This is a genomic window from Mycobacterium sp. 852013-51886_SCH5428379 (assembly GCF_001665575.1).
GTDB lineage: Bacteria > Actinomycetota > Actinomycetes > Mycobacteriales > Mycobacteriaceae > Mycobacterium.
Genome location: NZ_LZSU01000007.1, coordinates 78,827 through 104,184, shown reverse-complemented (window position 1 = coordinate 104,184; position 25,358 = coordinate 78,827). Strand labels below are relative to the sequence as shown.

Annotated in this window: 23 protein-coding genes; 12 read left to right on the top strand and 11 right to left on the bottom strand. The window is 69.4% G+C overall.

What is annotated here, in order from left to right:
* A complete protein-coding gene (locus A5757_RS01620) occupies positions 1-456 on the bottom strand; it encodes a VOC family protein (RefSeq protein WP_066828212.1) in 456 nt (151 codons plus the stop codon).
* Positions 457-580: 124 nt separating this feature from the next.
* On the opposite strand from A5757_RS01620, the gene A5757_RS01615 reads away from it, so the two are divergent.
* A complete protein-coding gene (locus A5757_RS01615; RefSeq protein WP_082929263.1) occupies positions 581-2,776 on the top strand; it encodes a family 1 glycosylhydrolase in 2,196 nt (731 codons plus the stop codon).
* Between the two features lies 1 nt (position 2,777).
* Here A5757_RS01615 and A5757_RS01610 read toward each other — a convergent pair whose 3' ends face one another.
* Together A5757_RS01610 and A5757_RS01605 are read right to left on the bottom strand one after the other, a co-directional pair.
* Positions 2,778-3,395 (bottom strand): maleylpyruvate isomerase N-terminal domain-containing protein, encoded by a 618-nt coding sequence (locus A5757_RS01610; RefSeq protein ID WP_066828211.1) that lies wholly within the window; start codon positions 3,393-3,395, stop codon positions 2,778-2,780.
* Positions 3,392-4,522: a citrate synthase 2 gene (locus tag A5757_RS01605; RefSeq protein WP_066828210.1), complete on the bottom strand. Its 1,131-nt coding sequence runs from the start codon at positions 4,520-4,522 to the stop codon at positions 3,392-3,394. The genes A5757_RS01610 and A5757_RS01605 overlap by 4 nt, the downstream gene beginning before the upstream one ends.
* A 62-nt stretch (positions 4,523-4,584) precedes the next feature.
* Between A5757_RS01605 and pdxH the strand changes: the two genes are divergently transcribed.
* The 7 genes from pdxH (at position 4,585) to A5757_RS01570 (ending at position 11,335) form a co-directional block, all read left to right on the top strand.
* Positions 4,585-5,247 (top strand): pyridoxamine 5'-phosphate oxidase, encoded by a 663-nt coding sequence (pdxH, locus tag A5757_RS01600; RefSeq protein ID WP_082929262.1) that lies wholly within the window; start codon positions 4,585-4,587, stop codon positions 5,245-5,247.
* On the top strand, positions 5,248-6,540 hold the full coding sequence (locus A5757_RS01595; RefSeq protein ID WP_066828209.1) for an MFS transporter: 1,293 nt from the start codon (positions 5,248-5,250) through the stop codon (positions 6,538-6,540).
* Positions 6,541-6,608: 68 nt separating this feature from the next.
* Positions 6,609-7,253, top strand: coding sequence for a TetR/AcrR family transcriptional regulator (locus tag A5757_RS01590; protein WP_066828242.1), 645 nt, complete (start codon positions 6,609-6,611; stop codon positions 7,251-7,253).
* A gap of 56 nt (positions 7,254-7,309) precedes the next feature.
* Positions 7,310-7,996, top strand: a complete 687-nt coding sequence (locus tag A5757_RS01585; RefSeq protein WP_066828208.1) for a TetR family transcriptional regulator — start codon at positions 7,310-7,312, stop codon at positions 7,994-7,996.
* Between the two features lie 45 nt (positions 7,997-8,041).
* Positions 8,042-9,346 carry a citrate synthase gene (locus tag A5757_RS01580; RefSeq protein ID WP_082929260.1) on the top strand — a complete coding sequence of 435 codons (1,305 nt, stop codon included), beginning with the start codon at positions 8,042-8,044 and terminating at the stop codon, positions 9,344-9,346.
* A 119-nt stretch (positions 9,347-9,465) separates the two neighbouring features.
* Positions 9,466-10,914 carry an MFS transporter gene (locus A5757_RS01575; protein WP_066828207.1) on the top strand — a complete coding sequence of 483 codons (1,449 nt, stop codon included), beginning with the start codon at positions 9,466-9,468 and terminating at the stop codon, positions 10,912-10,914.
* Positions 10,904-11,335, top strand: a complete 432-nt coding sequence (locus A5757_RS01570) for a MarR family winged helix-turn-helix transcriptional regulator (RefSeq protein WP_197497222.1) — start codon at positions 10,904-10,906, stop codon at positions 11,333-11,335. The genes A5757_RS01575 and A5757_RS01570 overlap by 11 nt, the downstream gene beginning before the upstream one ends.
* A 65-nt stretch (positions 11,336-11,400) precedes the next feature.
* On the opposite strand, the gene A5757_RS01565 is transcribed toward A5757_RS01570, so the two are convergent.
* The 3 genes from A5757_RS01565 to A5757_RS01550 form a co-directional block, all read right to left on the bottom strand.
* On the bottom strand, positions 11,401-11,769 hold the full coding sequence (locus tag A5757_RS01565) for a hypothetical protein (RefSeq protein WP_369815902.1): 369 nt from the start codon (positions 11,767-11,769) through the stop codon (positions 11,401-11,403).
* A gap of 27 nt (positions 11,770-11,796) precedes the next feature.
* A complete protein-coding gene (locus tag A5757_RS01560) occupies positions 11,797-13,314 on the bottom strand; it encodes an NAD(P)/FAD-dependent oxidoreductase (protein WP_066828206.1) in 1,518 nt (505 codons plus the stop codon).
* An 83-nt stretch (positions 13,315-13,397) separates the two neighbouring features.
* Entirely contained in the window at positions 13,398-13,646 is a 249-nt protein-coding gene (locus A5757_RS01550; protein ID WP_066828204.1) for a DUF2630 family protein, read from the bottom strand.
* Between the two features lie 43 nt (positions 13,647-13,689).
* Between A5757_RS01550 and A5757_RS01545 the strand changes: the two genes are divergently transcribed.
* On the top strand, positions 13,690-14,064 hold the full coding sequence (locus tag A5757_RS01545; protein ID WP_066828203.1) for an FKBP-type peptidyl-prolyl cis-trans isomerase: 375 nt from the start codon (positions 13,690-13,692) through the stop codon (positions 14,062-14,064).
* A 10-nt stretch (positions 14,065-14,074) separates the two neighbouring features.
* On the opposite strand, the gene A5757_RS01540 is transcribed toward A5757_RS01545, so the two are convergent.
* Together A5757_RS01540 and prrA are read right to left on the bottom strand one after the other, a co-directional pair.
* Positions 14,075-15,421 (bottom strand): HAMP domain-containing sensor histidine kinase, encoded by a 1,347-nt coding sequence (locus tag A5757_RS01540; RefSeq protein WP_066828202.1) that lies wholly within the window; start codon positions 15,419-15,421, stop codon positions 14,075-14,077.
* Between the two features lie 4 nt (positions 15,422-15,425).
* Positions 15,426-16,136 carry a two-component system response regulator PrrA gene (gene prrA, locus A5757_RS01535; RefSeq protein ID WP_197497226.1) on the bottom strand — a complete coding sequence of 237 codons (711 nt, stop codon included), beginning with the start codon at positions 16,134-16,136 and terminating at the stop codon, positions 15,426-15,428.
* Positions 16,137-16,247: 111 nt separating this feature from the next.
* Here prrA and A5757_RS01530 point away from each other — a divergent pair, with 111 nt between their 5' ends.
* From A5757_RS01530 to A5757_RS01520, 3 genes are read left to right on the top strand one after another with little or no spacing between them, the layout of a single operon-like run.
* A complete protein-coding gene (locus A5757_RS01530; protein ID WP_066828200.1) occupies positions 16,248-18,242 on the top strand; it encodes an ABC transporter ATP-binding protein in 1,995 nt (664 codons plus the stop codon).
* 13 nt (positions 18,243-18,255) lie between these two features.
* Positions 18,256-20,181, top strand: coding sequence for an ABC transporter ATP-binding protein (locus tag A5757_RS01525; protein WP_066828199.1), 1,926 nt, complete (start codon positions 18,256-18,258; stop codon positions 20,179-20,181).
* Entirely contained in the window at positions 20,178-22,013 is a 1,836-nt protein-coding gene (locus tag A5757_RS01520; RefSeq protein WP_066828198.1) for an ABC transporter ATP-binding protein, read from the top strand. The genes A5757_RS01525 and A5757_RS01520 overlap by 4 nt, the downstream gene beginning before the upstream one ends.
* A gap of 13 nt (positions 22,014-22,026) precedes the next feature.
* Here the strand turns inward: A5757_RS01520 and A5757_RS01515 are convergent, their stop codons facing one another.
* From A5757_RS01515 to A5757_RS01505, 3 genes are read right to left on the bottom strand one after another with little or no spacing between them, the layout of a single operon-like run.
* On the bottom strand, positions 22,027-23,397 hold the full coding sequence (locus A5757_RS01515; RefSeq protein WP_066828197.1) for an NAD(P)-binding protein: 1,371 nt from the start codon (positions 23,395-23,397) through the stop codon (positions 22,027-22,029).
* The gene (locus A5757_RS01510) at positions 23,397-24,500 is read right to left on the bottom strand and encodes an epoxide hydrolase family protein (protein WP_066828196.1); all 1,104 of its coding nucleotides are present in this window, start codon (positions 24,498-24,500) and stop codon (positions 23,397-23,399) included. The genes A5757_RS01515 and A5757_RS01510 overlap by 1 nt, the downstream gene beginning before the upstream one ends.
* Before the next feature lie 24 nt (positions 24,501-24,524).
* The gene (locus A5757_RS01505) at positions 24,525-25,346 is read right to left on the bottom strand and encodes a response regulator transcription factor (protein WP_066828238.1); all 822 of its coding nucleotides are present in this window, start codon (positions 25,344-25,346) and stop codon (positions 24,525-24,527) included.
* Positions 25,347-25,358: the final 12 nt, after the last annotated feature.

Sequence of the window (25,358 nt, the reverse complement as noted above, 5' to 3'; positions counted from 1 at the left end):
CTACTGCGCGGCGGCCATCGCGGCCTGCAGTTCCTCCGGGCTGACCTCGCGCACCGGCTGACCCAGCGACCACAGGTGACCGAACGGATCGCGCAGCACCCCGTACCGGTCGCCCCAGAACTGCTCCGACAGCGGCATCACCACTTCGGCGCCGGCGTCGACCGCCTGCTGGAACATGCTGTCGACATCGGTGACCTGCAGGTGGATCGTCACCGGCGACCCGCCCAGGGCGGTCGGCGTCATCGACTGACCTTCGGTGCACATCTCCGGGAAGTCGTCGTTGAGCATCACCGTCGACCCGTTGATGCCGAGCGCCGCGTGCACGAGCTTCCCGTCCGGACCCGGTACGCGTCCGTATTCGATGGCGCCGAACGCCTTCACGTAGAAGTCGATGGCCGCCGCGGCTCCGTCGACGACGAGGTGCGGCGCGATGAACGGGGTGACTTCAGGTGCCATGGTTTCTCCTTCTCGAGCGGGTGGTGTCGATACTGACCGTTGCCACCGACATTTCTCATCGCTGCGGCGGCGTTGATCGCCGATTCCGCGAAAACTCGCCGCTCGACCGCGTATAGCAATAGCCATGGCTGCTCGGTCCCGGGTCGGATACATCGGGTTGTTGGGCGTGGGGCTCGGCATCGGGCTCGGTGCGTGGACCGGTACCGCCACGGCCGCCGCCGAGGCCGACGGCTCGGCGGGCGTCTCGCGCGGACCCGCGTCGTCGGCCGCGTCGGACTCCGCAGCACCGGCCCGGTCCGCCCCCGACCGCGCTTCGCGAGCAACGGGCGTGCGCAGCGACCGGGCGTCGCGCACGGAGACACCGCGGGACGACGGCATGGACGAGACGCCGCGGGCCCTGCCGCGCCGCGCCCTGTTCAACGAGACACCGAAGACCTCCTACGACCCCGCGCGCAACGTTCAGTCGCGCAACGACGCCGGGGACGTCGTGATCACCGGACGCGTCCTGGTCGACGATCCCGACGGCGACGACGTCACCTACCGCGTGGTCGGCAGGCCGCGCAACGGCGGTGAGGTCGAGATCGACGACACCGGCACCTTCACCTACCGGCCCATGAACGCGATGGCGGCCACCGGCGGCACCGACGAGTTCACGGTCGTGGTCAGCGACGAGGCGGCGGGCCCGCACACCCACGGTCCCGCCGGTCTGCTCCAGCTCATCCCGATCGTCGGAAACCTGATCAACCCCGGCGGCGGACACCGCACCGTGCAGACCGTGACGGTCACCGTCGCCCCCGTCGCGGGGATGAACCTGCGCTTCCCCGACCAATTCGCCTGGGGCGTCGCGCACTCCGGATTCCAGGCCGAGGGCGGACCCGGATCACCCGTCGACCCCTACTCCGACTGGTATCGGTGGGTGCACGATCCGTTCAATCAGTTGTTCGGACTGACCCACGGCGTGCCGGACGACGGCCCGGGCGCCTACGTCAGCTTCGACACGGATGCCGAACTCGCGCGAGACGTGCTGGGGATGAACACGTTCCGGATGGGCATCGAATGGAGCCGGCTGTTCCCGGCCTCCACCGCCGCCATCGACATCAGGGACGAGGGCGGCACCGTCAGCCTGGCCGATCTGCAGGCGATGGACGCGCTGGCCAACCAGGGCGAGGTCGCGCACTACCGCGAGGTGTTCACCGCGCTGCGGGCACAGGGGCTCGAACCGCTGGTCACCGTGAACCATTTCACGCTGCCGCTGTGGATCCACGATCCGCTGGCGTCGCGGTGGCTGGTCCAGTTCGGGCTGCCGGCGCCGCGCGCGGGTTGGTTGTCGTCGACGACGCCGGTCGAGTTCGAGAAGTACGCGGCATACGTCGCCTGGAAGTACGGCGATCTGGTGGACAACTGGGTCACCATCAACGAGCCGTTCGCGCCGGTGCTGACCGAACTGCTGGCGATTCCCGGGCTGGTGCCCTCCTGGCCGCCCGGAGTGCTGCGCCCCGACCTCGCCGCGACCCTGCTGGTCAACCAGGCCAGGGGGCACGTCGCGGCCTATGACGCGATTCACCTGTGGGACACCACTTCTGCCACACCGGACGGGCCCGCGGCGTTCGTGGGATTCTCCAACAACATGATCCCGGCGCGGCCGGCCGATCCCCGCAACCCCCTCGACGATCAAGCCGCCGACGCCTGGAACGCCTACTACAACCGCTGGTTTCCCAACGCGGTCATCGACGGCTGGGTGGATGCGAACTTCGACGGGCGCAGGTCCGCCGGCGAGATCCGCGCCGACTTCGTCGGCAAGGTCGACTTCCTGGGCGTGCAGTACTACGGGTCGCAGCCGATGCAGGGATTCGGATTCGCCCCGATCCCGGGATTCCCGTTCCTGCGCGGGCTTCCGCTGCGGTGTGAGCCATCCCCGACGTGCAGCGACTTCAATCAGCCCACCGATCCCGGCGGCTTCCGCGAGGTGCTCGAGCTCGCCGCGTCCTATGGAAAACCGCTGTGGGTCACCGAGAACGGCATCGCCGACGCCGACGACTCCAAACGGCCGGCCTATCTCGTCAGCCACATCGCGGTTGTCCAGGATCTCGTCGCCCACGGGATGGACATCCGCGGTTACACCTACTGGTCGTTCGTCGACAACCTCGAATGGTCCGAGGGCTACGACCTGAAGTTCGGTCTCTTCGGCTCCGACCCGGCCACTCCGGAGCTCGAGCGCACCCCCAAACCCGCCAGCATCGCGGCGATCAGTCAGATCACCCGAGCCAACGGGTTGCCGCTTCCACTGTTGGAGTGGGTCGTCCCGAATCTGCGGTGGTAGCTCAGACGATGCTGAAGCCGGTCGGCAGCGACGCCCGTCCGGTCAGCGCCAGCAGCACGGCCGGTCCATGCCCGGAGGCGACGGCGACCTGCGCCGCCAGGTCGACCGCGGCCGCCAGCGCATCGGGCGGCGGGGCGTACGGCACCCCGGCCGCACGGGCGATGTCCAGTCCGTGCACCACCAGTTCGAACGTCCGCGTCGGCAGGTAGGTGCTCAACCGGATGCCCATCCCGCCGATCACCTCGATCAGCGGATCGCCCGCCGCGGCCGCGTCGGCCAGCGCCCGCTCGACCAACCGATCGACGGTGGCCACCGGATCGTCGCCGAGGTCACGACCTGCCTGCCGGCCCCGTTCCGCCACGGCGGCCGGATCGATGCCCAGGGCCTCGGGCGTGACCTGTCGGTAGTACTCGGCGGGGGTGCGGACATCCTCATTTGCCGCGGTGGTGCCGAGGTAGGTGCTGACGGTGATCAGCGAACGCGAGGTGTGACCGACCAGAGCCCGCAGATCCCACTCACCCAAACCCGGAGCGTCCCAGCATCCCGCCGGCAGTTCCGCGACCAGGCGCGCGAAACCATCTGCCGCAGAAACGAACTGCTGATATGCGGCGGTGGTCACGATGTCTTGATGCGGTCCCACCCCGGGACCGATTCCAGGCTGCGCGGCGCCGGCCCGACGTAGATCGCCGACGGCCGGACCAGCTTGCCGAGGCGCTTCTGCTCGAGGATGTGCGCACACCAGCCCGCGGTGCGTCCGCACGTGAACATCGCGGGCATCATCGACGGCGGCACTTCGGCGAAGTCCAGCATCACGGCCGCCCAGAATTCGACGTTCGTCTCGATCGCGCGGTCGGGGCGTCGTTCGCGCAACTCGGCGAGCGCCGCCTGTTCGAGCGCTACGGCGACCTCGTAGCGCGGCGCCTCGAGGCGTTCGGCGGTGGCCCGCAGCACCCGCGCCCGCGGGTCCTGCGCGCGGTAGACGCGGTGACCGAATCCCATCAGCTTGTCGCCACGGTCGAGGATGTCCCTGACCACCGCGCGGGCGTCGCCGGTCCGTTCGACCTCCTCGATCATCGGCAGTACCCGGGCCGGCGCCCCGCCGTGCAGCGGTCCGCTCATCGCGCCGACGGCACCCGACAGCGCGGCGGCGACGTCGGCACCGGTGGAGGCGATCACCCGGGCCGTGAACGTCGACGCGTTCATCCCGTGTTCGGCGGCCGAGACCCAGTAGGCGTCGATCGCCTCGACGTGCCGCGGATCCGGTTCACCCTTCCACCGGGTCATGAAACGTTCTGTGACCGTGCTGCATTCGTCGATGGCGCGCTGCGGCACGGCGGGCTGGTAGATACCGCGGGCCGACTGCGCGACGTAGGACAGCGCCATCACCGAGGCGCGGGCGAGCTGAGCTCGGGCGGTGTCGTCGTCGATGTCGAGAAGCGGCCGGTATCCCCAGATCGGGGCGAGCATCGCCAGACCCGCCTGCACGTCGACCCGGACGTCGCCGCTGTGGATCGGCAGCGGGAACGGTTCGGCCGGCGTCAGCCCGGCGTCGAAGGCCCCGTCCACCAGCAGCGCCCACACGTCACCGAACGTGACGCGGCGTCCGACCAGGTCCTCGATGTCCACCCCGCGGTAGCGCAGGGCGCCGCCGTCCTTGTCCGGTTCGGCGATCTCGGTGGTGAAGGCCACCACACCCTCCAGCCCCGCGATGAAGTCCTCCGGCACCGGCGATGACGTCTCGGTCATGGGCCGATTCTCGCACCCGGCCCGTCCCGCTGTGGGCAGCGGTCGGGCGTAGCGTTGACGCGGTGACAGAGCTCGAGAACGAGCACTTGGCGGCGATGCGGGTGGAGTACGGCTCGGTGGAGAAGGACGGCAGCCCCGACCTGGATGCCGACTGGGTGTCCGACGGCTGGGTGGCCCTGCTCGGCAGGTGGATGGCCGACGCCGAGAAGGCCGGTCTGTCCGAACCGAACGCCATGGTGGTCGGCACGGTCGACGCCCAGGGGCGCCCGGTGACCCGCACGGTGCTGTGCAAGGGCGTGGACGACACCGGCCTCACCTTCTTCACCAACTATGGATCGGCCAAGGGGCAGGACCTCGCGGCGACGCCCTACGCGTCGGCCACCTTCCCGTGGTACGCCCTCGGCCGTCAGGTGCATGTGCGCGGCGCGGTGCACAAGGTGTCCGCGGCGGCCACCGCGGACTACTGGGCCACGCGTCCCAGGGGATCGCAGCTCGGCGCGTGGGCGTCGCACCAGTCACACCCGATCGCCTCGCGGCAGGCTCTGCTCGATCAACTGGCCGAGGTCACCGCACGCTTCGACGGGCACGAGCAGGTGCCGGTTCCGCCGAACTGGGGCGGCTATCTGATCGAGCCCGAGGTGGTCGAGTTCTGGCAGGGCCGGGAGAACCGGGTGCACAACAGGATTCGAGTGACGGGCGGCCGCGTCGAGCGGCTTCAACCGTAGGTGGCGCGGGGTCTCTTCGCCGACACCACACCGCTGAGGACGCCGGACTTCCGCCGGCTGTGGGTGGCCGGCATCCCGACCGTCATCGGCGCCAACCTCACGATCTTCGCGGTGCCGGTGCAGCTCTACGCGCTGACCCAGAGCTCGGCCTACGTCGGTCTGGCCGGGCTGTTCGCGCTCGTGCCGCTGGTGGTGTTCGGGCTGTGGGGCGGTGCGCTGGCCGACGCGATGGACCGCCGCGCACTGCTGATCATCACCTCGTGCGGGTTGGCGGCGGCGTCGGTGCTGCTGTGGCTGCAGGCCGCGCTCGCGCTGAACAACGTGTGGGTGGTGCTCAGCCTGCTGTCGGTTCAGCAGGCGTTCTATGCGGTGAACTCGCCGACTCGGGCGGCGGCCATCCCGCGCATGGTGCCCGAAGATCAACTGCCCGCGGCGAATTCGCTGAACATGACGGTGTTCCAGTTCGGTGCGATCGTCGGCCCGCTACTGGCCGGGGTGATGCTGCACTGGGTGGATCTGTCGACGCTCTACCTGATCGACGCCGCCACCTGTATCGCACCGATATGGGCGACCTTCCGGCTGTCGCCCATCCCGCCGACAGCCGCCGCGGGCGCGGCCCGATTCGGGCTGACCGCCGTACTCGACGGTTTCCGGTATCTGGCAGGCAACCGCGTGGTGCTGATGTCGTTCGTCGTCGACCTCATCGCGATGATCTTCGGGATGCCGCGGGCGCTGTTCCCGCAGATCGCCCACGAGAGCTTCGGCGGCCCGGTCGAGGGCGGCACCGTGATCGCGCTGCTCGCCGCGGCGATGTCGGTGGGCGCCGTCGCCGGCGGGGTGTTCTCCGGCTGGCTGCCGCGGGTGCGGCGGCAGGGTCTGGCGGTGGTCGGCTCGATTGTCGTGTGGGGGTTGGCGATGGTCGGTTTCGGTGTGGCGTGCGGATTCGCCGACGGCCACGTCGGTGTCCTGCTGTGGGTGGCGCTGCTGTTCCTGGCCATCGGCGGGGCGGCCGACATGGTGTCGGCCGCGTTCCGCTCGACGATCCTGCAGCAGGCCGCCTCCGATGACGTCCGCGGCCGCCTGCAGGGCGTGTTCGTCGTCGTGGTCGCGGGCGGTCCGCGCGTGGCCGACGTCGCCCACGGCGCGGCCGCCGCGGCGGTCGGGACCACCCTCGCCGCCGCCGGCGGCGGTGCTCTCGTCGTGATCGGTGTGCTGGTCGCCGCCGCCCTCGCCCCGGCGTTCGTGCGCTATCGCGTCGGCGCCCCGAAACTGCCGGAAGGTGACAAAGGATGACCACCGGCGATATGCGTCGTATGCCATAACACCCATGGGCGTCGCGGATGCGCGATAGCATCCGAACCGTGGCTGAAGACGTCGGCGCACCGGATGTCGGTCTGCGCGAACGCAAGAAGCTACGGACGCGCGCCACACTCGTCGACGCCGCCATCGAACTGTGCGGGCGTCAGGGCTTCGATGGCACCACCGTCGAACAGATCGCGGCGCTCGCCGACGTCTCGCCCCGCACGTTCAGCCGCTACTTCGCCTCCAAAGAAGCGGTGCTGCTGACGCTGCTCGACGACTTCGCCGACGCGGTGGCCGACCGCCTGGAGGCCGTGCCCGCCGACGCGTCCCCGCTCGAAGCGCTGTACCGGTCGCACGTCGACGTCCTGCGCGCGGTCGGTGAAGACGACACCATCACCATCACCCCCGAACGGATCGCGACCATGTTGCGCATCCTGAACTCAACCGAATCGCTGCGACTGCCCGCGGCGGAGTTCCGGTCCGGCCGGGTGCTCGCCGCGATGGCGGCCCGGATGGGTACCGACCCGGACGATCGGAACGTGCGCATCGCGCTGTCGGTGACGTCGGCCATCATCGCCACCGCCTGCTACGACCTCGTCGACGACATCGATGGCCATCCGTTGGGTCCGGACCTGATGGCGCACCGCATCGACGACAGCTTCCAGCGGTTCCTGACGGTCACCGTGGGACTGCCGCGGCGGTGACGTCTCCCGCGTACTGCCAGGCCGGACCGTCGGCCGCAGACGCATAGGATGCGTGCGTGGTCGACGAATCAGCGGCGCTCGGTCTACGGGAACGCAAGAAGCGCCGGACCCGCACGACGCTGATCGACGCCGCCGCCGATCTGTGTGTCCGCCAGGGCTACGACAACACCACCGTCGAGCAGATCGCCGCGGCCGCCGAGGTCTCCGCGCGCACCTTCAACCGCTACTTCCCGAGCAAGGAAGCGGTGATCGCGGCGTTCGCCGACGAGATCGATGAGGACATGGCGGCCGTGCTGGCCGAACAGCCGACCGACATCCCCGAACTCGAGGCGCTGTTGCGCACGCAGCTGGAGATCTTCGCCCCCGACGCGCCCAACGGACCGGGCGCGTTCAACCGGATGGCGGTGCTGATCTCGATCGTCAACGCGTCGCAGACCTTCAACACCGCGGCTTTCGCGTTCACCCCCGAACCTGCCGAGAAGGCGACGGTCGTGGTGTTGGCGCGGCGGATGGGGTTACCGCTCGACCACCGGGCGGTGCGCCTGGTCGCCGACGCGTGGACGCTGCTGTTCGCGACGTCCTTCCGGGGAATGGGGCTGCCCGGTGGCGACCCCATCGAGCCGGCGGTGCTGTGTCGCCGGCTGCGCGACACCTACGCGATGTTCGCCCGGTTGTGGGCGCCATGGGACACCGGTGACTCAGCCCCGCAGGCGGTGCGCGACAATAGCGACTACCTTCGGTGAGGGGGGTACCCCTCGCCCTGTCGACCAGCTCAGAAGGGATTTCCCGTGGCCGAAAACTCGTCCAGCGCGACGGAACACGCCACCCTCAGTTACCCGGGTGGCGAGATCGAACTGGATGTCGTCCCCGCGACTGAGGGCGCCGACGGCATCGCGCTGGGTTCGCTGTTGGCCAAGAGCGGATACACCACCTTCGACAGCGGTTTCGTCAACACCGCCTCGACGAAGAGCGCCATCACCTACATCGACGGTGAGGCCGGCATCCTGCGCTACCGGGGCTACCCGATCGAGCAGCTGGCCGAGAAGTCGACGTTCATCGAAGTCAGCTATCTGCTGATCTACGGCGAGCTGCCGACCCCGGAGCAGCTCGAGGACTTCACCACCAAGATCCAGCGGCACACGCTGCTGCACGAGGACCTCAAGCGGTTCTTCGACGGCTTCCCGCGCAATGCGCATCCGATGCCAGTGCTCTCGAGTGCGGTCAACGCGCTGAGCGCCTACTACCAGGATTCGCTGGATCCGATGGACCACGAGCAGGTGGAGCTGTCGACGATCCGGTTGTTGGCCAAGATGCCGACCATCGCCGCGTACGCGTACAAGAAGTCGGCCGGTCAGCCGTTCCTCTACCCGGACAACTCGCTGACCCTGGTGGAGAACTTCCTCCGGATGACGTTCGGGTTCCCGGCCGAGCCGTACGAGGTCGACCCGGAGATTGTTCGGGCCCTGGACATGCTCCTGATCCTGCACGCCGACCATGAGCAGAACTGCTCGACGTCGACGGTGCGATTGGTGGGTTCCTCGCAGGCCAACCTGTTCACCTCGATCTCCGGTGGCATCAACGCGCTGTGGGGTCCGCTGCACGGCGGCGCCAACCAGGCCGTGCTCGAGATGCTGGAGAAGATCCGGCAGAGCGACGGCGACGTGCGCGAATTCGTCCGCAAGGTCAAGGACCGCGAGGAAGGCGTGAAGCTCATGGGCTTCGGCCACCGCGTCTACAAGAACTACGACCCGCGGGCGCGCATCGTCAAGGAGCAGGCCGACAAGATCCTGGGCAAGCTCGGCGTCGAGGACGAGTTGCTCGACATCGCCAAGCAGCTCGAGGAGGCGGCGCTGACCGACGACTTCTTCGTCGAGCGCAAGCTTTACCCGAACGTCGACTTCTACACCGGGGTGATCTACCGGGCGATGGGCTTCCCGACGCGGATGTTCACCGTGCTGTTCGCGCTCGGCCGGCTGCCCGGCTGGATCGCGCACTGGCGCGAGATGCACTCGGAGCCGGGCCGTATCGGCCGGCCGCGCCAGATCTACACCGGCTACACCGAACGCGACTACATCGACTCCGCCAACCGCTGACTCCGCTTTCTCGCCCAAATGATCAAACGGGCGGCAAAGTCGAGTGATCTCCGTCATTTCGTCGATTTCGGCGGCCGACGGAGTTGCCACCGCAACAGTTGTAGTTTCACAATTGTTTGGTGAGTGACTCTGTCGGCATCAGCGCACGGCGCAAGGCCATCATTCTGGTGTCCTGCTGCCTGAGCCTGCTGATCGTGTCGATGGACGCGACGATCGTCAACGTCGCGATCCCCAGCATCCGGTCCGATCTGAGCGCGTCGTCCTCCCAGATGCAGTGGGTCATCGACGTCTACACCCTGGTGCTGGCGTCACTGCTGCTGCTGGCCGGCGCGACGGCCGATCGCATCGGCCGGCGTCGCACCTTCCACATCGGGTTGGCTGTGTTCGCCGTCGGCTCACTGCTGTGCAGCCTCGCGCCCAACATCGAAACGCTGATCGCGGCCCGGTTCCTGCAGGCCGTCGGCGGGTCGATGCTCAACCCGGTCGCGATGTCGATCATCACGCAGGTGTTCACCGGCCGCGTCGAACGGGCCCGCGCGATCGGTGTGTGGGGCGGGGTCGTCGGCATCTCGATGGCCCTCGGCCCGATCGTCGGCGGGGTGCTCATCGAGTACGTCGACTGGCGCGCGGTGTTCTGGATCAACCTGCCGATCTGCGCGCTGGCGATCGTCCTGACGGCCGTCTTCGTCCCGGAGTCGCGGTCGGTCGCGATGCGCGACGTCGATCCGGTGGGTCAGCTCCTGGGCATGGCGTTCCTGTTCGGGCTCGTGTTCGTGCTCATCGAGGGACCGGGGCTGGGCTGGGGCAGCCCGGTGGTCATCGCGATCGCCGTCGCCGCCGTGCTCGCCCTACTGGCGTTCCTGCGCTACGAGTCGCGGCGCCGGGACCCATTCATCGATCTGCGGTTCTTCCAGAGCATTCCGTTCGCCTCGGCTACCGCGATCGCGGTCTGCGCGTTTGCCTCCTGGGGTGCGTTCCTGTTCATGATGTCGCTGTATCTGCAGGGCCAGCGCGGCTTCTCGGCCGTGCACACCGGCCTGATCTATCTGCCGGTCGCGGTCGGCGCGCTGGTGTTCTCACCGCTGTCGGGTCGGCTGGTCGGCCGCTTCGGCGCCCGCCCGTCGCTGCTGGTGGCCGGCACGCTGATCACTGCGGCGACGGTCATGCTCATCGGTCTGAGTGCGACGACGCCGGTGTGGTGGTTGCTGATCGTGTTCGCCGTCTTCGGCATCGGGTTCTCGATGGTCAACGCGCCGATCACGAACGCGGCCGTCAGCGGGATGCCCACCGACCGTGCGGGTGCGGCGTCGGCGATCGCCTCGACCAGCCGACAGGTCGGCGTGAGTCTAGGTGTGGCGCTGTGTGGTTCGGTGGCCGGTGCGGCGCTCGCGAACGAGGGCGTCGACTTCGCGGCGGCCGCGCGCCCGCTGTGGCTGGTGTTCACCGGCTTCGGGCTCGTGATCCTCGCCCTCGGCGTCCTGTCGACGTCCCAGCGCGGGTTGCGGTCCGCCGAGCGGCTCGCACCGCTGATCGCCGCCGGGGACGCGGAGCGGGTCCGTGCCGGCTGACGGGCTCGCCGATGAGGTCTGGCGCACGATGGCGGCCCTGGTGATCGACAACCGGGACAGCTGGAAGCGCTCCGTCATCGAGCGAACCGGGTTGCCGTTCAGCAGGATTCGGGTGCTACGCCGGTTGGCCGCACACCCGCTCACCGTCAAACAACTCGCGACGGCCGCGACGATGGACGCCCCGGCCACCACGGTCGCCGTCAACGATCTCGAGAAGCGCGGGCTGGTCGTGCGGACGGTCGATCCGGCCAACCGTCGCTGCAAGACCGTGTCGCTGACCGACGCCGGCCGTGCGGTGCTGGCCACCATCGACGCGATCCACGACCCGGCGCCCGATGTGTTCGACCGACTCGACGCCGGCGAGCTCGCGGCGTTGCGCGTGACGTTGGCCAAACTGGCCGGCCCCGCCGCCGCGAAATAGCATTCCCGTCGCTCACGCCTCGGCTTTGGCAGCCGGGAATGCTGTTTCGCGCGGAAAGGTGAGCCTCAGACGCGGGTCAGCGTGACGTTGTAGAGCCGCACACCCGCGTCGCCCGGGGCGATGTCGACGAAGGTCGGCACGTCCCGGATCGCGTCGCCCCTGGCGATGATGTTGCCGCCCACGTCGACAGTGCATGGGAATGCGTTGCAGCGCAGCCAGAATCCGGGTGCACTCTGGTACGGCGGCATCGAGGGGGCCTGGTCGACGCGGTAGCGCCCCGGCGGTATGTATGCCGTCGCCCAGCCCCGTGAGGCCACGGTGTCGACGCCGAACACCCCGTTGCTGCCGTAGCTCGGCCCGCCTGCTGCCGGTGGGGCCAGCACGATTGCGGCCAGTACGGCACCGGCGGCGGTCAGCGCGAAGCGAGCGGTCACGGAAACGAGCCTAACAACGCGTCGCGGTCAACTCTCCAGAACGGCCATCGCCGCGTTGTGCCCGCCGATGCCCGACACCGCGCCACCCCGCCGCGCCGACGATCCGCACAGCAGGATGCGCTCGTGCGCGGTCGCGACGCCCCAGCGCTGCGCCGGTGTCTCCAGCGGTTCGTCGTCCTCGACGAACGGCCACTGCAGCGCACCGTGGAAGATGTGGCCGCCGGTCATGTTCAGGCCGTGCTCGAGGTCGGCGGTGGTCTTGGTCTCGATGCACAGCCGGCCCGCCGCATCCTCCATCACGACGTCCTGAACAGGCTCGGCCAGAACCGAATTCAGCGAGTGCAGCGCCGCCGCGGTCAGCGTGTTCCGCATCCGGTCCTCATCGTGGTTCGCGATCAGCGCGTGCGGGGTGTGCAGCCCGAACACGGTCAGCGTGTGCGCGCCGCTCGCCCGCAGGCTCTCCGACAGGATCGACGGATCGGTCAGCGAATGGCAGTAGATCTCGCAGGGCAGCGGATTCGGCACCTCACCGGCGGCGGCCTGGTCGTAGGCCGTGTCGAGCTGGCTCAGCGTCTCGTTGATGTGGAACGTCCCGCCGAAGGCCTGCTCGGCGTTCACCGAGGTGTCCCGCAGCGCAGGCAGTCTGCGCAGCATCAGGTTCACCTTGACCTGTGAACCCGCCGGCGGTTGCGGCGGCGGTTCGCCGAGCAGGCGTGCCAGCACCGCGGGACCCACGTTGGCCAGCACATGCCGGGCACCGATGCGGTGCGATCTGCCGTCGGCCCGATACGTCACTTCGCCGTCGGGGGTGACGCCGTCTACCTCCGCGCCGGTGACGATCTCCGCCCCGAACCCGGCCGCCGCGGCGGCCAACGCACCACTGACCGCGCCCATACCGCCGACCGGGACGTTCCAGTCGCCGGTCCCGCCGCCGATGAGGTGGTACAGGAAGCAGATGTTCTGCAGCAGCGACGACGCGTCGGTGCGGGCGAATGTGCCGATCAGCGCGTCGGTCGCCATCACACCGCGCACCAGATCGCTGCCGACCGCGGCGGTGATGGCCTCGGCAATCGGCCGCTCGGTCAACGCCCGCCACGCCGCCTCGTCGTCGGGGCCCAGCAGCTGCCCGCACTGTGCGCGTGTCATCAGCGGCGCGGTCAGCGTGGGCCAGAGCCGCTCGGTGACGGCGCCGACGTGGCGGTAGAACTCGGTGAACCCGGCTTCGTCGGCGGTCGCCCCGACGGCGCCGAACGTGCTCTGCGGTCCGATCAGCAGCCCGGTGTGGCCGCCGGTCGCCGGGTCGGGGGTGTAGGAGGAGTAGCGGCGCCTTGCCAGGCGGATGCGGGCGCCGAGGTCGTCGACGATCCGCCGCGGCAGCAGGCTGACCAGATACGAGTAGCGCGACAGCCGGGCGTCCACGCCGTCGAACGCGTGCGCGGACACCGCCGCGCCACCGACATGGTCGAGCCGTTCGAGGACGCGCACCCGCCGGCCGGCGCGGGCGAGATACGCCGCGGCGACGAGCCCGTTGTGCCCGCCGCCGATGACGACGGTGTCGAATGTCGCCGGCCGGGCGGCTTCGGTGTCGAATGTCGCCGGCCGGGCGGCTCCGGTGTCGTCTGCCGCGCTCAGTTCAGATAGCCCTCGACCTCGCCGGCCGGACGCACCTCGGCCTCCCGCGGATCTTTACCGCTCTCCCGCAGCGCGCGTCGCTGACGCAGCAGATCCCAGCACTGGTCGAGCGCGACCTCCACCGCGCGCAACCGCTGCTGCTCTTCGCCCTCGTCGATCTCCCGGTGCTGCAGCGCTTCGCGCAGCTGCTGCTCCTCGGCGACGAGCTTGTTCACCTGATCGAGGATGTCCTGGTCCTGTGCCACCGCACCAGTCTGCCCGAAGTGCGGCCTGGACTAACGTGGGAGTGTGACTTCCACCCCAGGACAGAAGCCCGAGATCGAATTCCCGGACGGCCCCGCCCCGAGCGAACTCGTCATCGAGGACCTGATCGTCGGAGACGGTGCCGAGGCGGTACCGGGCGCCAACGTCGAGGTGCACTACGTCGGCGTCGAGTACGACACCGGCGAGGAGTTCGACAGCTCGTGGAACCGCGGTCAGTCGATCGAGTTCCCCCTGCAGGGGCTGATCCAGGGCTGGCAGGACGGTATCCCCGGGATGCGCGTCGGCGGCCGGCGCAAGCTGACGATCCCGCCGGAGGCCGCCTACGGCCCGGCCGGCGGCGGACACCGTCTGTCCGGCAAAACCTTGATCTTCGTCATCGATCTGCTCTCGACGCGCTAGCGGCTAGCGGTTAGCGCGGCGTCGGGCCCGGCAACCGCAGCAGCAGCCGCGCGCCACCCAGCGGACTGGCCTGCAATGCGGCAGTCCCGCCGTGCAGTTCGGCCTGCTGGGCGACCAGCGCCAACCCCAGACCGGATCCGGAATGCGACGCCGTCGATCCGCGGGAGAACCGCTCGAACACCCGGACGCGTTCCTCTTCGGGGACCCCGACGCCGTCGTCGTCGATCGCGATCTCCACACCTTCCCGCGAGCTCACCGCCGACAGCTGCACCCGCGTCGCGCCGCCGTGTTTGACCGCGTTGGCGATCGCGTTGTCCACCGCCAGCCGCAGCCCGGCGGGCAGCCCGACGATGATCACCGTCGGCGCCGGCACCAGCGACACGTCGAGTTCGGGATAGACCCGCATCGCGTCGTGGGCGGCCCGGTCGAGCAGTTCGGTGATGTCGACGGGCACGTGGTCGTCGGAGGTCGTCAGCTCGCCCTGGGCCAGCCGCTCCAGCGCGGCGAGCGTCGCCTCGATGCGCGACTGCGTACGGATGACGTCGCCCACCACCTCTTTGCGCTGGTCGTCGGCGAGATCGAGGGTGGCCAGCACCTCGAGATTGGTGCGCATCGCCGTCAGCGGGGTGCGGAGTTCGTGCGCCGACACCGACGCGAAGTCCCGTGCAGAGGTCAGCGCGGCCTTGGTTCGGTCCTGTTCCTCCCAGACGCGCTCGAGCAGGCCCTTGACCGCGTCGGCGATCTCGACGGCCTCGGTGGCGCCGCGGACCTCGACGTGCGGGTCCTCGTCGCCGGCGTCGATCTGGCGGGTCTGCTGGGCGAGGCGTTTGAACGGGCGCACCGCGAACGCCGCCAGCAGCCAGCCGGCCACGGTGGCCGCGCCGATGGCCAGCGAGCAGATGATGATCACCCGCCGGTGCAGGTTGTTGGTGTCGGCGATGGTGGCGTCGTAGGTGGCGCCGACGGCCACCGACATCGGTTCGGGGTAGCGGATGTCGACGGTGCGCACGCGGTAGCGCACGCCGTCGACGTAGGTGTCGGCGTAGCCCACGGGCAGTTGCGGGAGCACCACGTCGCTGTTCGAGTTGACGTCCTCGCCGCGGCGCACGGTGATCAGCGCATCCTGGTCGGTGGGTGTCTTCGGGATGGTGTCCAGCCCGCGCGGCAAGAACGGGATGGCGAACCCCGCGGCCTCGTCCAGCCTGCGGTCCAGCCGCTCCTTGCGGTCCTCGGTGATGCCGACCCACACCACGGTCCCGACGATGCCGACGACGATCGCCGCGGCGATGGCCGTCGCGAACGCCACCCGGGTCCGCAGTGACGGGGTCCGTCGGAAGATCCGCGACAGCACGTTCATCGGGTTACTGCGTCCGGAGCACGAAACCCACCCCGCGCACGGTGTGCAGCAGCCGGGGCGCGCCACCCGCCTCCAGCTTGCGGCGCAGGTAACCGATGAACACGTCGACGACGTTGGTGTCGGCGGCGAAGTCGTAACCCCACACCAGCTCGAGCAGCTGGGCGCGGGACAGCACGGCGGTCTTGTGCTCGGCGAGCACCGCCAGCAGATCGAACTCCCGCTTGGTCAGATCGACGTCGGCGCCGTTGACGCGGGCACGGCGGCCGGGGATGTCCACCTCCAGCGGGCCGACCTGGATGGTCTCCGACGAGAACGTCGCCGACGAACCGCGCCGGCGCAGCAGCGCCTTGACCCGGGCCACCAGCTCGGCCAGTACGAACGGTTTGACCAGGTAGTCGTCGGCGCCGGCCTCGAGCCCGGCGACCCGGTCGTCGACCGAGGAGCGGGCCGAGAGCACACAGACCGGCACGTCGTTGTCCATGGCACGCAGCGCCGTCACCACGCTCACCCCGTCGAGCACCGGCATGTTGATGTCGAGGACGATCGCGTCGGGCCGGGTCTCGGTCGCGCTGCGCAGGGCCTCCGCACCGTCCACGGCGGTGGACACCTCGAAGCCGGACAGCCGCAACCCGCGCTCGAGCGAGGCGAGCACGTCGGGGTCGTCGTCCACCACCAGCACCCGGGGCGATCCCACACCACTGTCCATATCCGCAATCTTGCCTGATGGAGGAACGCAGATCGGAGAGGCGCGAGGGTCCTCGCGGCCCGAATCGCCGCCCCGGGAACAATTGACCTCGACAAATGTTGAGGTTCTACGGTGCACTCCATGAACATCGAATCGGTCGCGAGGCAGACCCTCTACCGCCAGGCGCAGGCCCGCGGAGGTGATCTGCGGTCGCTGGCCGACCGTGCGCTGCTGCGCCGCATCTGGCGCTTCGCCGCGCGCCACCACCGCAGGCTCGGGCTGTTCGTCGGGGTCAGCGTGCTCAGCGCGGCGCTCGCGGTGGCCACACCGGTGCTGGCCGGCCGGGTGGTCGACGAGATCACCGGCGACGGCACACCGGGTGTCGTGATCGGGCTGGCCGTGGTGATCGCCGCGGTCGCGCTCGCCGAGGCCGCGGTGTCGATGCTGACCCGCTGGCTGTCGTCGACCATCGGCGAGGGATTGATCCTCGATCTGCGCACGGCCGTGTTCGACCACGTGCAGAGGATGCCGGTCGCGTTCTTCACCCGGACCCGCACCGGCGCCCTGGTCAGCCGCCTGGGCAACGACGTGCTCGGCGCGCAGCGCGCGTTCTCCGACACGCTGTCGGGCGTGGTGGCCAACCTGGTCACCCTGACACTCACCCTCGCCGTCATGCTCGCCATCTCCTGGCAGATCACGGTGGTCTCGCTGGTGCTGGTGCCGCTGTTCGTGGTGCCGGCACGCCGGATCGGCAAGAAGATGGCGCAGCTGTCGCGGGAGCGCGCGATCTACAACGCGACGATGAACACCCAGATGACCGAACGTTTCTCGGCACCGGGCGCGACGCTGGTCAAGCTGTTCGGCCGACCGGTCGAGGAGTCGCGCGAATTCGCGGTGCGCGCGGGCCGGGTCCGGGACATCGGTGTCCGGTCGGCGATGCTGCAGGCGACGTTCATGAACTCGCTGACGTTGATGTCGGCGCTGGCGCTGGCCCTGGTGTACGGACTCGGTGGCGTGCTCGCGCTCGGCGGCACCCTGCAGGCCGGCCAGATCGTCTCGCTGGCCCTGCTGCTGACCCGGCTGTACGCGCCGCTGACCGCGCTGGCCAACGCCCGGGTGGAGATCGCCAGCGCGCTGGTGTCGTTCGAGCGGGTCTTCGAGGTGCTCGATCTGGTCCCGCTGATCCGCGAGAGGGAGGACGCCGTCGCGGTGCCCGACGGTCCGGTGCAGGGCGGGGTCGCCGTCGAGTTCGATCACGTCCGGTTCGCCTACCCGTCGGCCGACAAGGTGTCGCTGGCGTCGTTGGAAGAGGTCGCCGAACTCTCCGCGACCGACGTGCGTGCGGGTGAGGAGGTGCTGCACGACATCTCGTTCACCGCCAGGCCGGGGGAGATGGTCGCGCTCGTCGGGCCGTCGGGGGCGGGGAAGTCGACGATCGCCGCACTGCTGGCCCGGCTCTACGACGTCGGCGGGCAGGAGCGAAGCGACGCCGGGGATATCACAGCTTCGGGCGCGGTCCGGCTCAACGGGGTCGACGTTCGGGACCTGACCTTCGCATCGCTGCGCGACACCGTCGGCATGGTCACCCAGGACGGCCACCTGTTCCACGAGTCGATCCGCGCGAACCTCACGCTGGCCGCGCCGGCCGCCACCGACGAGCAGCTGTGGGAGGCGCTGGAGCGGGCCCGGCTGGCCGACGTCGTCGCGGCGATGCCCGACGGCCTGGACACCGTTGTCGGTGAGCGCGGCTACCGTCTGTCCGGCGGGCAGCGGCAGCGGTTGACCATCGCCCGCCTGCTGCTCGGGCGGTCCCGGGTGGTCGTTCTCGACGAGGCGACGGCGGCGCTGGACTCCGAATCCGAGGTGGCGGTCCAGCAGGCCCTCGCCGAGGCGTTGGCCGGGCGGACGTCGCTGGTCATCGCCCATCGACTCTCGACCGTGCGCGCCGCGGACGTGATCCTCGTCGTCGAAGCGGGACGCATCGTCGAGCGGGGTACCCACGAGGAACTGCTCGCCCGGCGCGGCCGGTACGCCGAGCTGTACCGCACCCAGTTCGGCCGGCAGTCGGCCGACCGGCGATCCCGATCGCCGCACGACGTTATTCGCTTGCCGCGAATGGGAAGATTGACTAAGTGACAGGGCTGATGACGTGACGACGCCGGACTCCCGGGCGCTGCGCTCGGCGCCCGCGATCGCCCCTGCGCGTCCGCAGCCGCGCGGTAGCTCGGATCTGTGGCGGATGCTGCCGTATCTGATGCCCTACCGGGCCCGCTGGATCGCGATGATCACCGTCGCGATCCTGAGCCTCGGCGCCACCATCGCGATTCCGCTGATGACCAAGGCGGTCATCGACGGTCCGGTACGCCACCAGGATCAGCGGGGGCTGTGGCTGCTCGGCGCCGCCGCGATGGGCATCGGCGTCACCGAGGCCGTGCTGTGGTTCATCCGCCGCTGGCTGGTGTCACGGGCGACGATGGGCGTCGAAGCCGACATCCGCAAGGACCTCTACGCCCGGCTGCAGATCCTGCCGATGAGCTTCCACGGCCGCTGGCAGTCCGGTCAGCTGCTCTCGCGGGTCATGAACGATCTGTCCACGATCCGGCGGTTCATGTCGTTCGGGCTGGTGTTCCTGATCCTCAACGGTCTGCAGATCGTCGTCGTCACCGCGATCCTGCTGTCGATGTACTGGCCGCTCGGCGTGGTCGTGCTGGCCTCGATCGTGCCGATCACGTTGACGGTGCTGCACTTCCAGCGCGAGTACACCCGGCTGTCGCGGCTGGCGCAGGACCAGTCCGGACACGTCGCCACCCACGTCGAGGAGTCGGCGCTGGGGCTGCGCGTGGTGAAGTCGTTCGGCCGGGAGGACTACGTCTACGACCGGTTCGACCGGCAACTCACGGATCTGTACGACACCCAGGTCCAGCGCGTCGGGGTGTCGGCGAAGTTCTGGACGCTGCTCGAGATCATCCCCAACCTGACGCTGATCGTGGTGCTCGGCTTCGGCGCCTACGCGGCGGGCCACGGCTCGGTCACCATGGGCACGCTGGTCGCCTTCATCACGATGATGTTGTCGCTGGTGTGGCCGATCGCGTCGTTGGGCTTCCTGCTGTCGATGACCCAGGAGTCGTTCACCGCCGCCAACCGGATCGCCGAGATCTTCGACGCGCCGCGCGACATCGTCGACGGCCCCGACACCGCGACCCCGCGCGGTGGGCGACTCGAGCTCGTCGACGTCGGGTTCCGCTTCCCGGACAGCGACGGTTGGGCCCTACGCCACGTCGACCTGACCGTCGAACCAGGCGAGACCGTCGCCCTGGTCGGCGCCACCGGCTCCGGTAAGTCGGTGCTCGTCTCGCTGCTGTCGCGGCTCTACGACGTGACCGAGGGCGTCATCCGCGTGGACGGGCACGACATCCGCGAACTCTCGCTGCCTGCCCTGCGGCAGGCCGTGGCCACGGCGTTCGAGGACCCCACGCTGTTCTCGATGTCGGTCGCCGAGAACCTCCGTCTGGGCCGCCCGGACGCCAGTGACGAGCAACTCGCCGAGGCCGTCGAGGTGGCCGCCGCGCAGTTCGTCTACGACCTCCCGTTCGGTCTCGACACCCGCATCGGGGAGCAGGGGATGAGCCTGTCCGGTGGTCAGCGGCAACGTCTTTCGTTGGCCCGCGCGATCCTCGCCCAGCCCCGGATCCTGGTGCTCGACGACACACTGTCCGCACTCGACGTGCACACCGAGGCTGTCGTGGAGGAGGCGCTGCGCCGCGTATTGCACAACGTCACCGGCATCGTCGTCGCCCACCGGGCGTCGACCGTGCTGCTCGCCGATCGGGTGGCGCTCATCGCGAACGGCACCATCACCCACGTCGGCACCCACGCTGAGCTGCTCGCCGACGTACCGCAATACCGCTATCTGCTCGCCGCCGACGACGAGCTCGACGACGGCGCCGAACCCGTCGCCGACTGGGAGAGCGCGGAGGACCGCGCCCGGCTGCAGCATGCCTACACCGCGCACGAGGCCGCCGAAGAGGCGTGTGCGGACCCGCGTTTCGTCACCTCCGAGGCGGACGGGCGATGACCGCGACCGATTGGCGCGGACGCGTCCCGGAAGATCAGGACGGCGCAGAAAGCTCAGATCTCCCGATCGACGAGAGCATCCCGCGCCGCCGCGAAGCGCGGGCGCTGCTCGGCAACCTGCTCAAGCCCTTCCAGGCCGCGCTGATCCTGCTCGCCCTCGTCGTGGTGGTGGAGAACGCCGCCCGACTCTCGGTCCCCCTGCTGGTGCAGCGCGGGATCGACCACGGCATCCCGCCCCTGCTCGAGGGCGGACCGGCGCGCGAGCTGATGCTGATCGTCGGCGCGCTGTGCGGGGTGGTCGTGGTGCAGGCCAGCGGGCGGATGTTCTTCCTGCGCCGCTCCGGCAAGATCGGGCAGAAGGTGCTGCTGGAGTTGCGGCGCAGGGTCTTCCGGCATTTCCAGCGTCTCGACATCGCCTTCCACGACCGGTACACGTCGGGCCGGGTGGTCAGCCGCTCGACCAACGACGTCGAAGCGATCCAGGACATGCTCGAGACGGGCTTCGACAGCCTGATCACCGCGGTGCTCACACTCGGCGGCACCGCGGTTCTGCTGGTCGCCCTGGACGTGAAGCTGGGTCTGATGTGTCTGGCGGCGTTCCCGATCCTGGTGGCGCTGGTGTGGTGGTTCCGCAACGAGTCGGCCAAGACGTACCGCCGGGTGCGCGAGAGCGCCGCGCTGGTGATCGTGCAGTTCGTCGAGACGATGACCGGCATCAAGGCCGTGCAGGCCTACCGTCGCGAACCCCGCAACCAGGAGATCTTCGAAGACGTCGCCGACCGGTACCGCATCGACAACGAGCGCACCTTCCGCCTGCTCGCGATCTTCATGCCCGGGGTGAAGCTGGTCGGCAACATCACCACCGGCGTCGTACTGCTCTACGGCGGGTTCCGGGTGCTGCACGGCGAGATGACCATCGGCACCCTCACCGCGTTCCTGCTCTACCTGCGGATGTTCTTCGAACCGATGCAGGAGATCTCGCAGTTCTTCAACACCTTCCAGTCGGCGTCATCGGCGCTCGAGAAGCTGGCCGGGGTGCTGGCCGAGAAACCCGGCATCGAGGATCCCGACGATCCGGTGGCTCTGGCCTCGGTGCGCGGTGAGATCGCCTTCGACGCGGTGTCGTTCGGCTATTCGCCCGACCGCCCGGTGCTCCCCGGCCTGGAGCTGCTCGTCCCGGCCGGGCAGACCGTCGCGCTCGTCGGCACCACCGGTGCCGGCAAGACCACGATCGCAAAGCTGATCGCCCGCTTCTACGATCCGACGTCGGGTTCGATCAGCCTGGACGGCACCGACCTACGCCGGCTCTCGCAGAGTGAACTGCGCCGGCACGTGGTGATGGTGACGCAGGAGAACTTCATGTTCGACGGCTCCGTCGCCGACAACATCCGGTTCGGCAAACCCGACGCCACCGACGACGAGGTGCGCGCGGCGGCCGCAGCCGTCGGGGCCGACCGCTTCATCGAGGCGCTGCCGGAGGGTTACGACACCGACGTCGCCAAACGCGGCGGCCGGTTGTCCGCGGGACAGCGTCAGCTCATCGCCTTCGCGCGGGCCTTCCTCGCCGATCCGGCGGTACTGATCCTCGACGAGGCGACGTCGTCGCTCGACATCCCCAGCGAGCGGATGGTGCAGCGCGCGTTGGAGACGGTGCTGTCCGACCGCACCGCGCTGGTGATCGCCCACCGCCTGTCGACGGTCGAGATCGCCGACCGGGTGCTGGTGCTCGAACACGGCCGCATCGTCGAGGACGGTCCGCCCGCCGAATTGATCAGCCAGGGCGGCGGCCATTACGCCGCACTGCACGAGGCGTGGCAGCAGTCGCTGGCCTGACCGTCCCGCACTCTCACGCCTCGACGAGCAACGCCTCGAGTTTGTCGTTGATCGCGGGCAGCTGCGAGGTCATCATCGAAACGATCTTCTCCCGCGCCCGCGGACTCACACCGGCCGATACGTGGTGCAGGACGTTGAGCCGGGACGCGTCCACCCACGCCATCATGTCGGGGTCGGCGAACCACTGCAGCTGATTGCGGTTGAACGCCAACATCATTCGCAACCAGTCTGCCGGTTCGTGCGGATACGGCACCGGACCGCACATCGCGTTGCGGGTCCTGTCGTCGTCGTAGGCGGCCTCCACGTGGGCGATCACCGCGGCGCTGAACGCGGGCTGGCAGGTCCGCACGGTCTGCAGCGAGATGTGCTCGCCGTCGAAGATCGTCGTCGGCGGTTTGCGGCTCAAACCGTCTGCACTGCAATCGATGTAGAGCACGGAGTCGGCGACGTCGACCGTCCCGCCGTCCAGGGTGATGCGCCCCGGTTCGATGGACTGCACGTGCCCCATCCGCACGACGTTCTCGATCCGTCGCAGCTCGGCGAGCTCGGCTTGCGACAGGATCGCGCACCGGTACATCGTCGGATCGACGGCGGGGTCGATGCGTTGCAGACAACCCCTGGCCTCCAGCCGGACGAACAGATCCTGATACGACTCCGCCTCCAGTACCGCGGCGAGCTGTCCGGAGAAGTCGGCCAGCGCCCGCCGGGCGAACTGGGCGCCCGGCTGGATCGCCGCCCGGTCCAGCACCCAGGAGTCGCGCGGTTTGAGCCACGTGATCCGGTGCGGCGCAACGCCGTGGCCGAGCAGCCACAGGCACGCGTCCATCGCCGTCTTGCCGGCGCCGACGACCACGTACTGCGATGGGGCAGAACGAATCCTGGGCAGAGCGTTGGGCGGTACGCAGTCCACACCGGGTGCCACGGCGTACGACGGTCGGCGCATCGACGGGACGACGATCTCGACGTGGCTGGTGACGATGCGGCGGGCGCGCACCGAGATCTCGTCGCCGGCGTACGTGCGGATCCGGCCGTCGCCGAGGTGTTCGCTCATGGGCAGATAGGTCACCCGGCCCGACGGCAGCAGGTGCTGACGCAGCACCGCGTCGAAGTAGGCGCACACCTCGCCGCCGCCGGCCAGCTCGTGATAGCCCGCGTTGAGGCCGTCGAGGTCGATCGCCCCGCTGCCCAGATCGCGGGAGTTGACCCCGTAGTACGCCGATGGTTGATGAAGCCGCACATAGGGATAGGCGTTCGTCCAGTGCCCACCCGGCTGATCGTTGCGGTCGACGATCACCATCGTCGCGTCGCTCTCGGCGACGAGCGTGTCGGCGAACGCCATCCCCATGGCGCCCGCCCCGACGATCAGGTAATCGGCGTCGACCATCAGCGCACCGTGTCGAAGAACGTCCGCACGTCGTCGACGAAGAGGTCCGGTTGTTCCAGCGCTGCGAAGTGCCCACCGCGGGGCATGTCCGTCCAGTGTGTGATGTGGTAGCTGTCCTCGCACCAGCGCCGCGGCATCCGGATGATCTCCTTGGGGAACGACGCGACGCCGGTCGGCAGGCTGATTGGATCGCCCTTCCTGCCGCCATTGAACGTCTCCCAGTACAGCCGTGCCGACGACGCGCCCGACGCGGTCAGCCAGTAGAGCATCACGTTGTCGAGCATCTTGTCGCGGGGGACGGCGTTCTCCGGGTGGCCGTCGCAATCGGTCCACGCGTAGAACTTCTCGACGATCCAGGCCAGCTGCGCGACCGGCGAGTCGACCAGCCCGTAGCCGAGGGTCTGCGGCCGGGTGGACTGCTGGGTGAAGTAGCCGGTCTCCCAGTCCTGACGGCGCTTCATCGCCGTCAGCGCCTGCTGCTCCTCCTCGGTCGGCGCACTCAGGTCTTTCGGGACGCGGCCGATCGGCATGTTGGTGTGGATGCCGACGCAGTTGCCGACGTTGCGGCCGATCTGGCCGGTGATCACCGACCCCCAGTCGCCGCCCTGCGCGCCGTAGCGGTCGTAGCCCAGCCGTACCATCAGCGCATCCCAGGCGGCGGCGATCTTCTCGATGCCCCATCCCGCGTGCACGGGTTTCGCCGAGAACCCGTAGCCGGGCAGCGACGGGCAGACCACGTCGAAGCCGGCGTCGTTGAGCGGGGCGATGACGTCGGCGAACTCGACGATCGAACCCGGCCAGCCGTGCGTGATCAGCAGCGGGAACGCGTCGTCGCGGCCGCAGCGCTGGTGGATGAAGTGGATGTCGAGGCCGTCGAGCTCGGTGGTGAAGTGGTCGAACCGGTTGAGCGCGGTTTCGCGGGCCCGCCAGTCGTACGTGTGGGCCCAGTATTCGGCCAGCTCATGGGTGTAGGCGAGCGGGATGCCCTGGCTCCAGTCGTCGACGGTCTGCGCCTCCGGCCAGCGGGTGTTGGTCAGCCGCTGCTGCAGATCGGAAAGCGCGGAGTCCGGGACGTCGATGCGAAACGGTGTGACGGAAGACACCCGTCGATCCTCGCACGGGCAGCGCTAGGGAATGAGTCGCGCCCGCCGCGCCTTCGAGACCGCTTCGTGGCGGGTGTGGGTGCCCAGCTTGGTCCCCGCACTGCGCAGATAGCTCTTCACCGTCTCGGGTTTGAGCGCGAGACGGTGCGCCGTCTCGGCGTTCGTACACCCCATCGCAACCTGCACCAGCACGTCGATTTCCCGCGGTGTGAGCGACGTCGGGCTCGGCGGGTCGCCTGCCAGCGCCTGGGCCAGCCGATCGGCCAGGTCGCGGAGCCGGTCGCCGTCCGGGGACTGCGTCGCCAGGAGCCGCAACTCGGCGTGCACCTCACGAATCTGCTCGACGCCCACCCTGGTGCCCGCGCGTTCGGCCTCGCGCAGCCGCAGCCGGCGCTCCACCTCGTCGTGCACGCGCAGTTCCACCGCCAGCCGCTCTGCGGACGCGATCATCTCCTCGGCGATCCGGCCACCGATCGGCGCTGCGGTGCGGTGCGCGCCGTAGAGCACCGCTCGCGCGTGCCCGTCGACGACGACGGGCACCGCCAGCACCGCACGGATCCCCTCGCCGAGCACCGGACCGTCGTAGTCGTGGGTGATCGACAGGGCCCGCCGGTAGTCGGCCACCGACAACGGCCGGTGCGCCACCAGGCTCGCCCCGCCCAGCCCGGCGCTCGGCCGCACCACCAACCCGCGCATCGCGGCGGTTCGGGTGCCGAAGAACTCGCTGAGCAGCAGCATGCCGTCCTGCACCTCGCCGCCGAACGTCACCGGCAGACCCGTAGCCGCGGCCACCGCACGCAACTCCGCCCGCAGCGCATCGGCACCGTGGGAGTGCAGCGGCGCCATGGGCACGGGGCG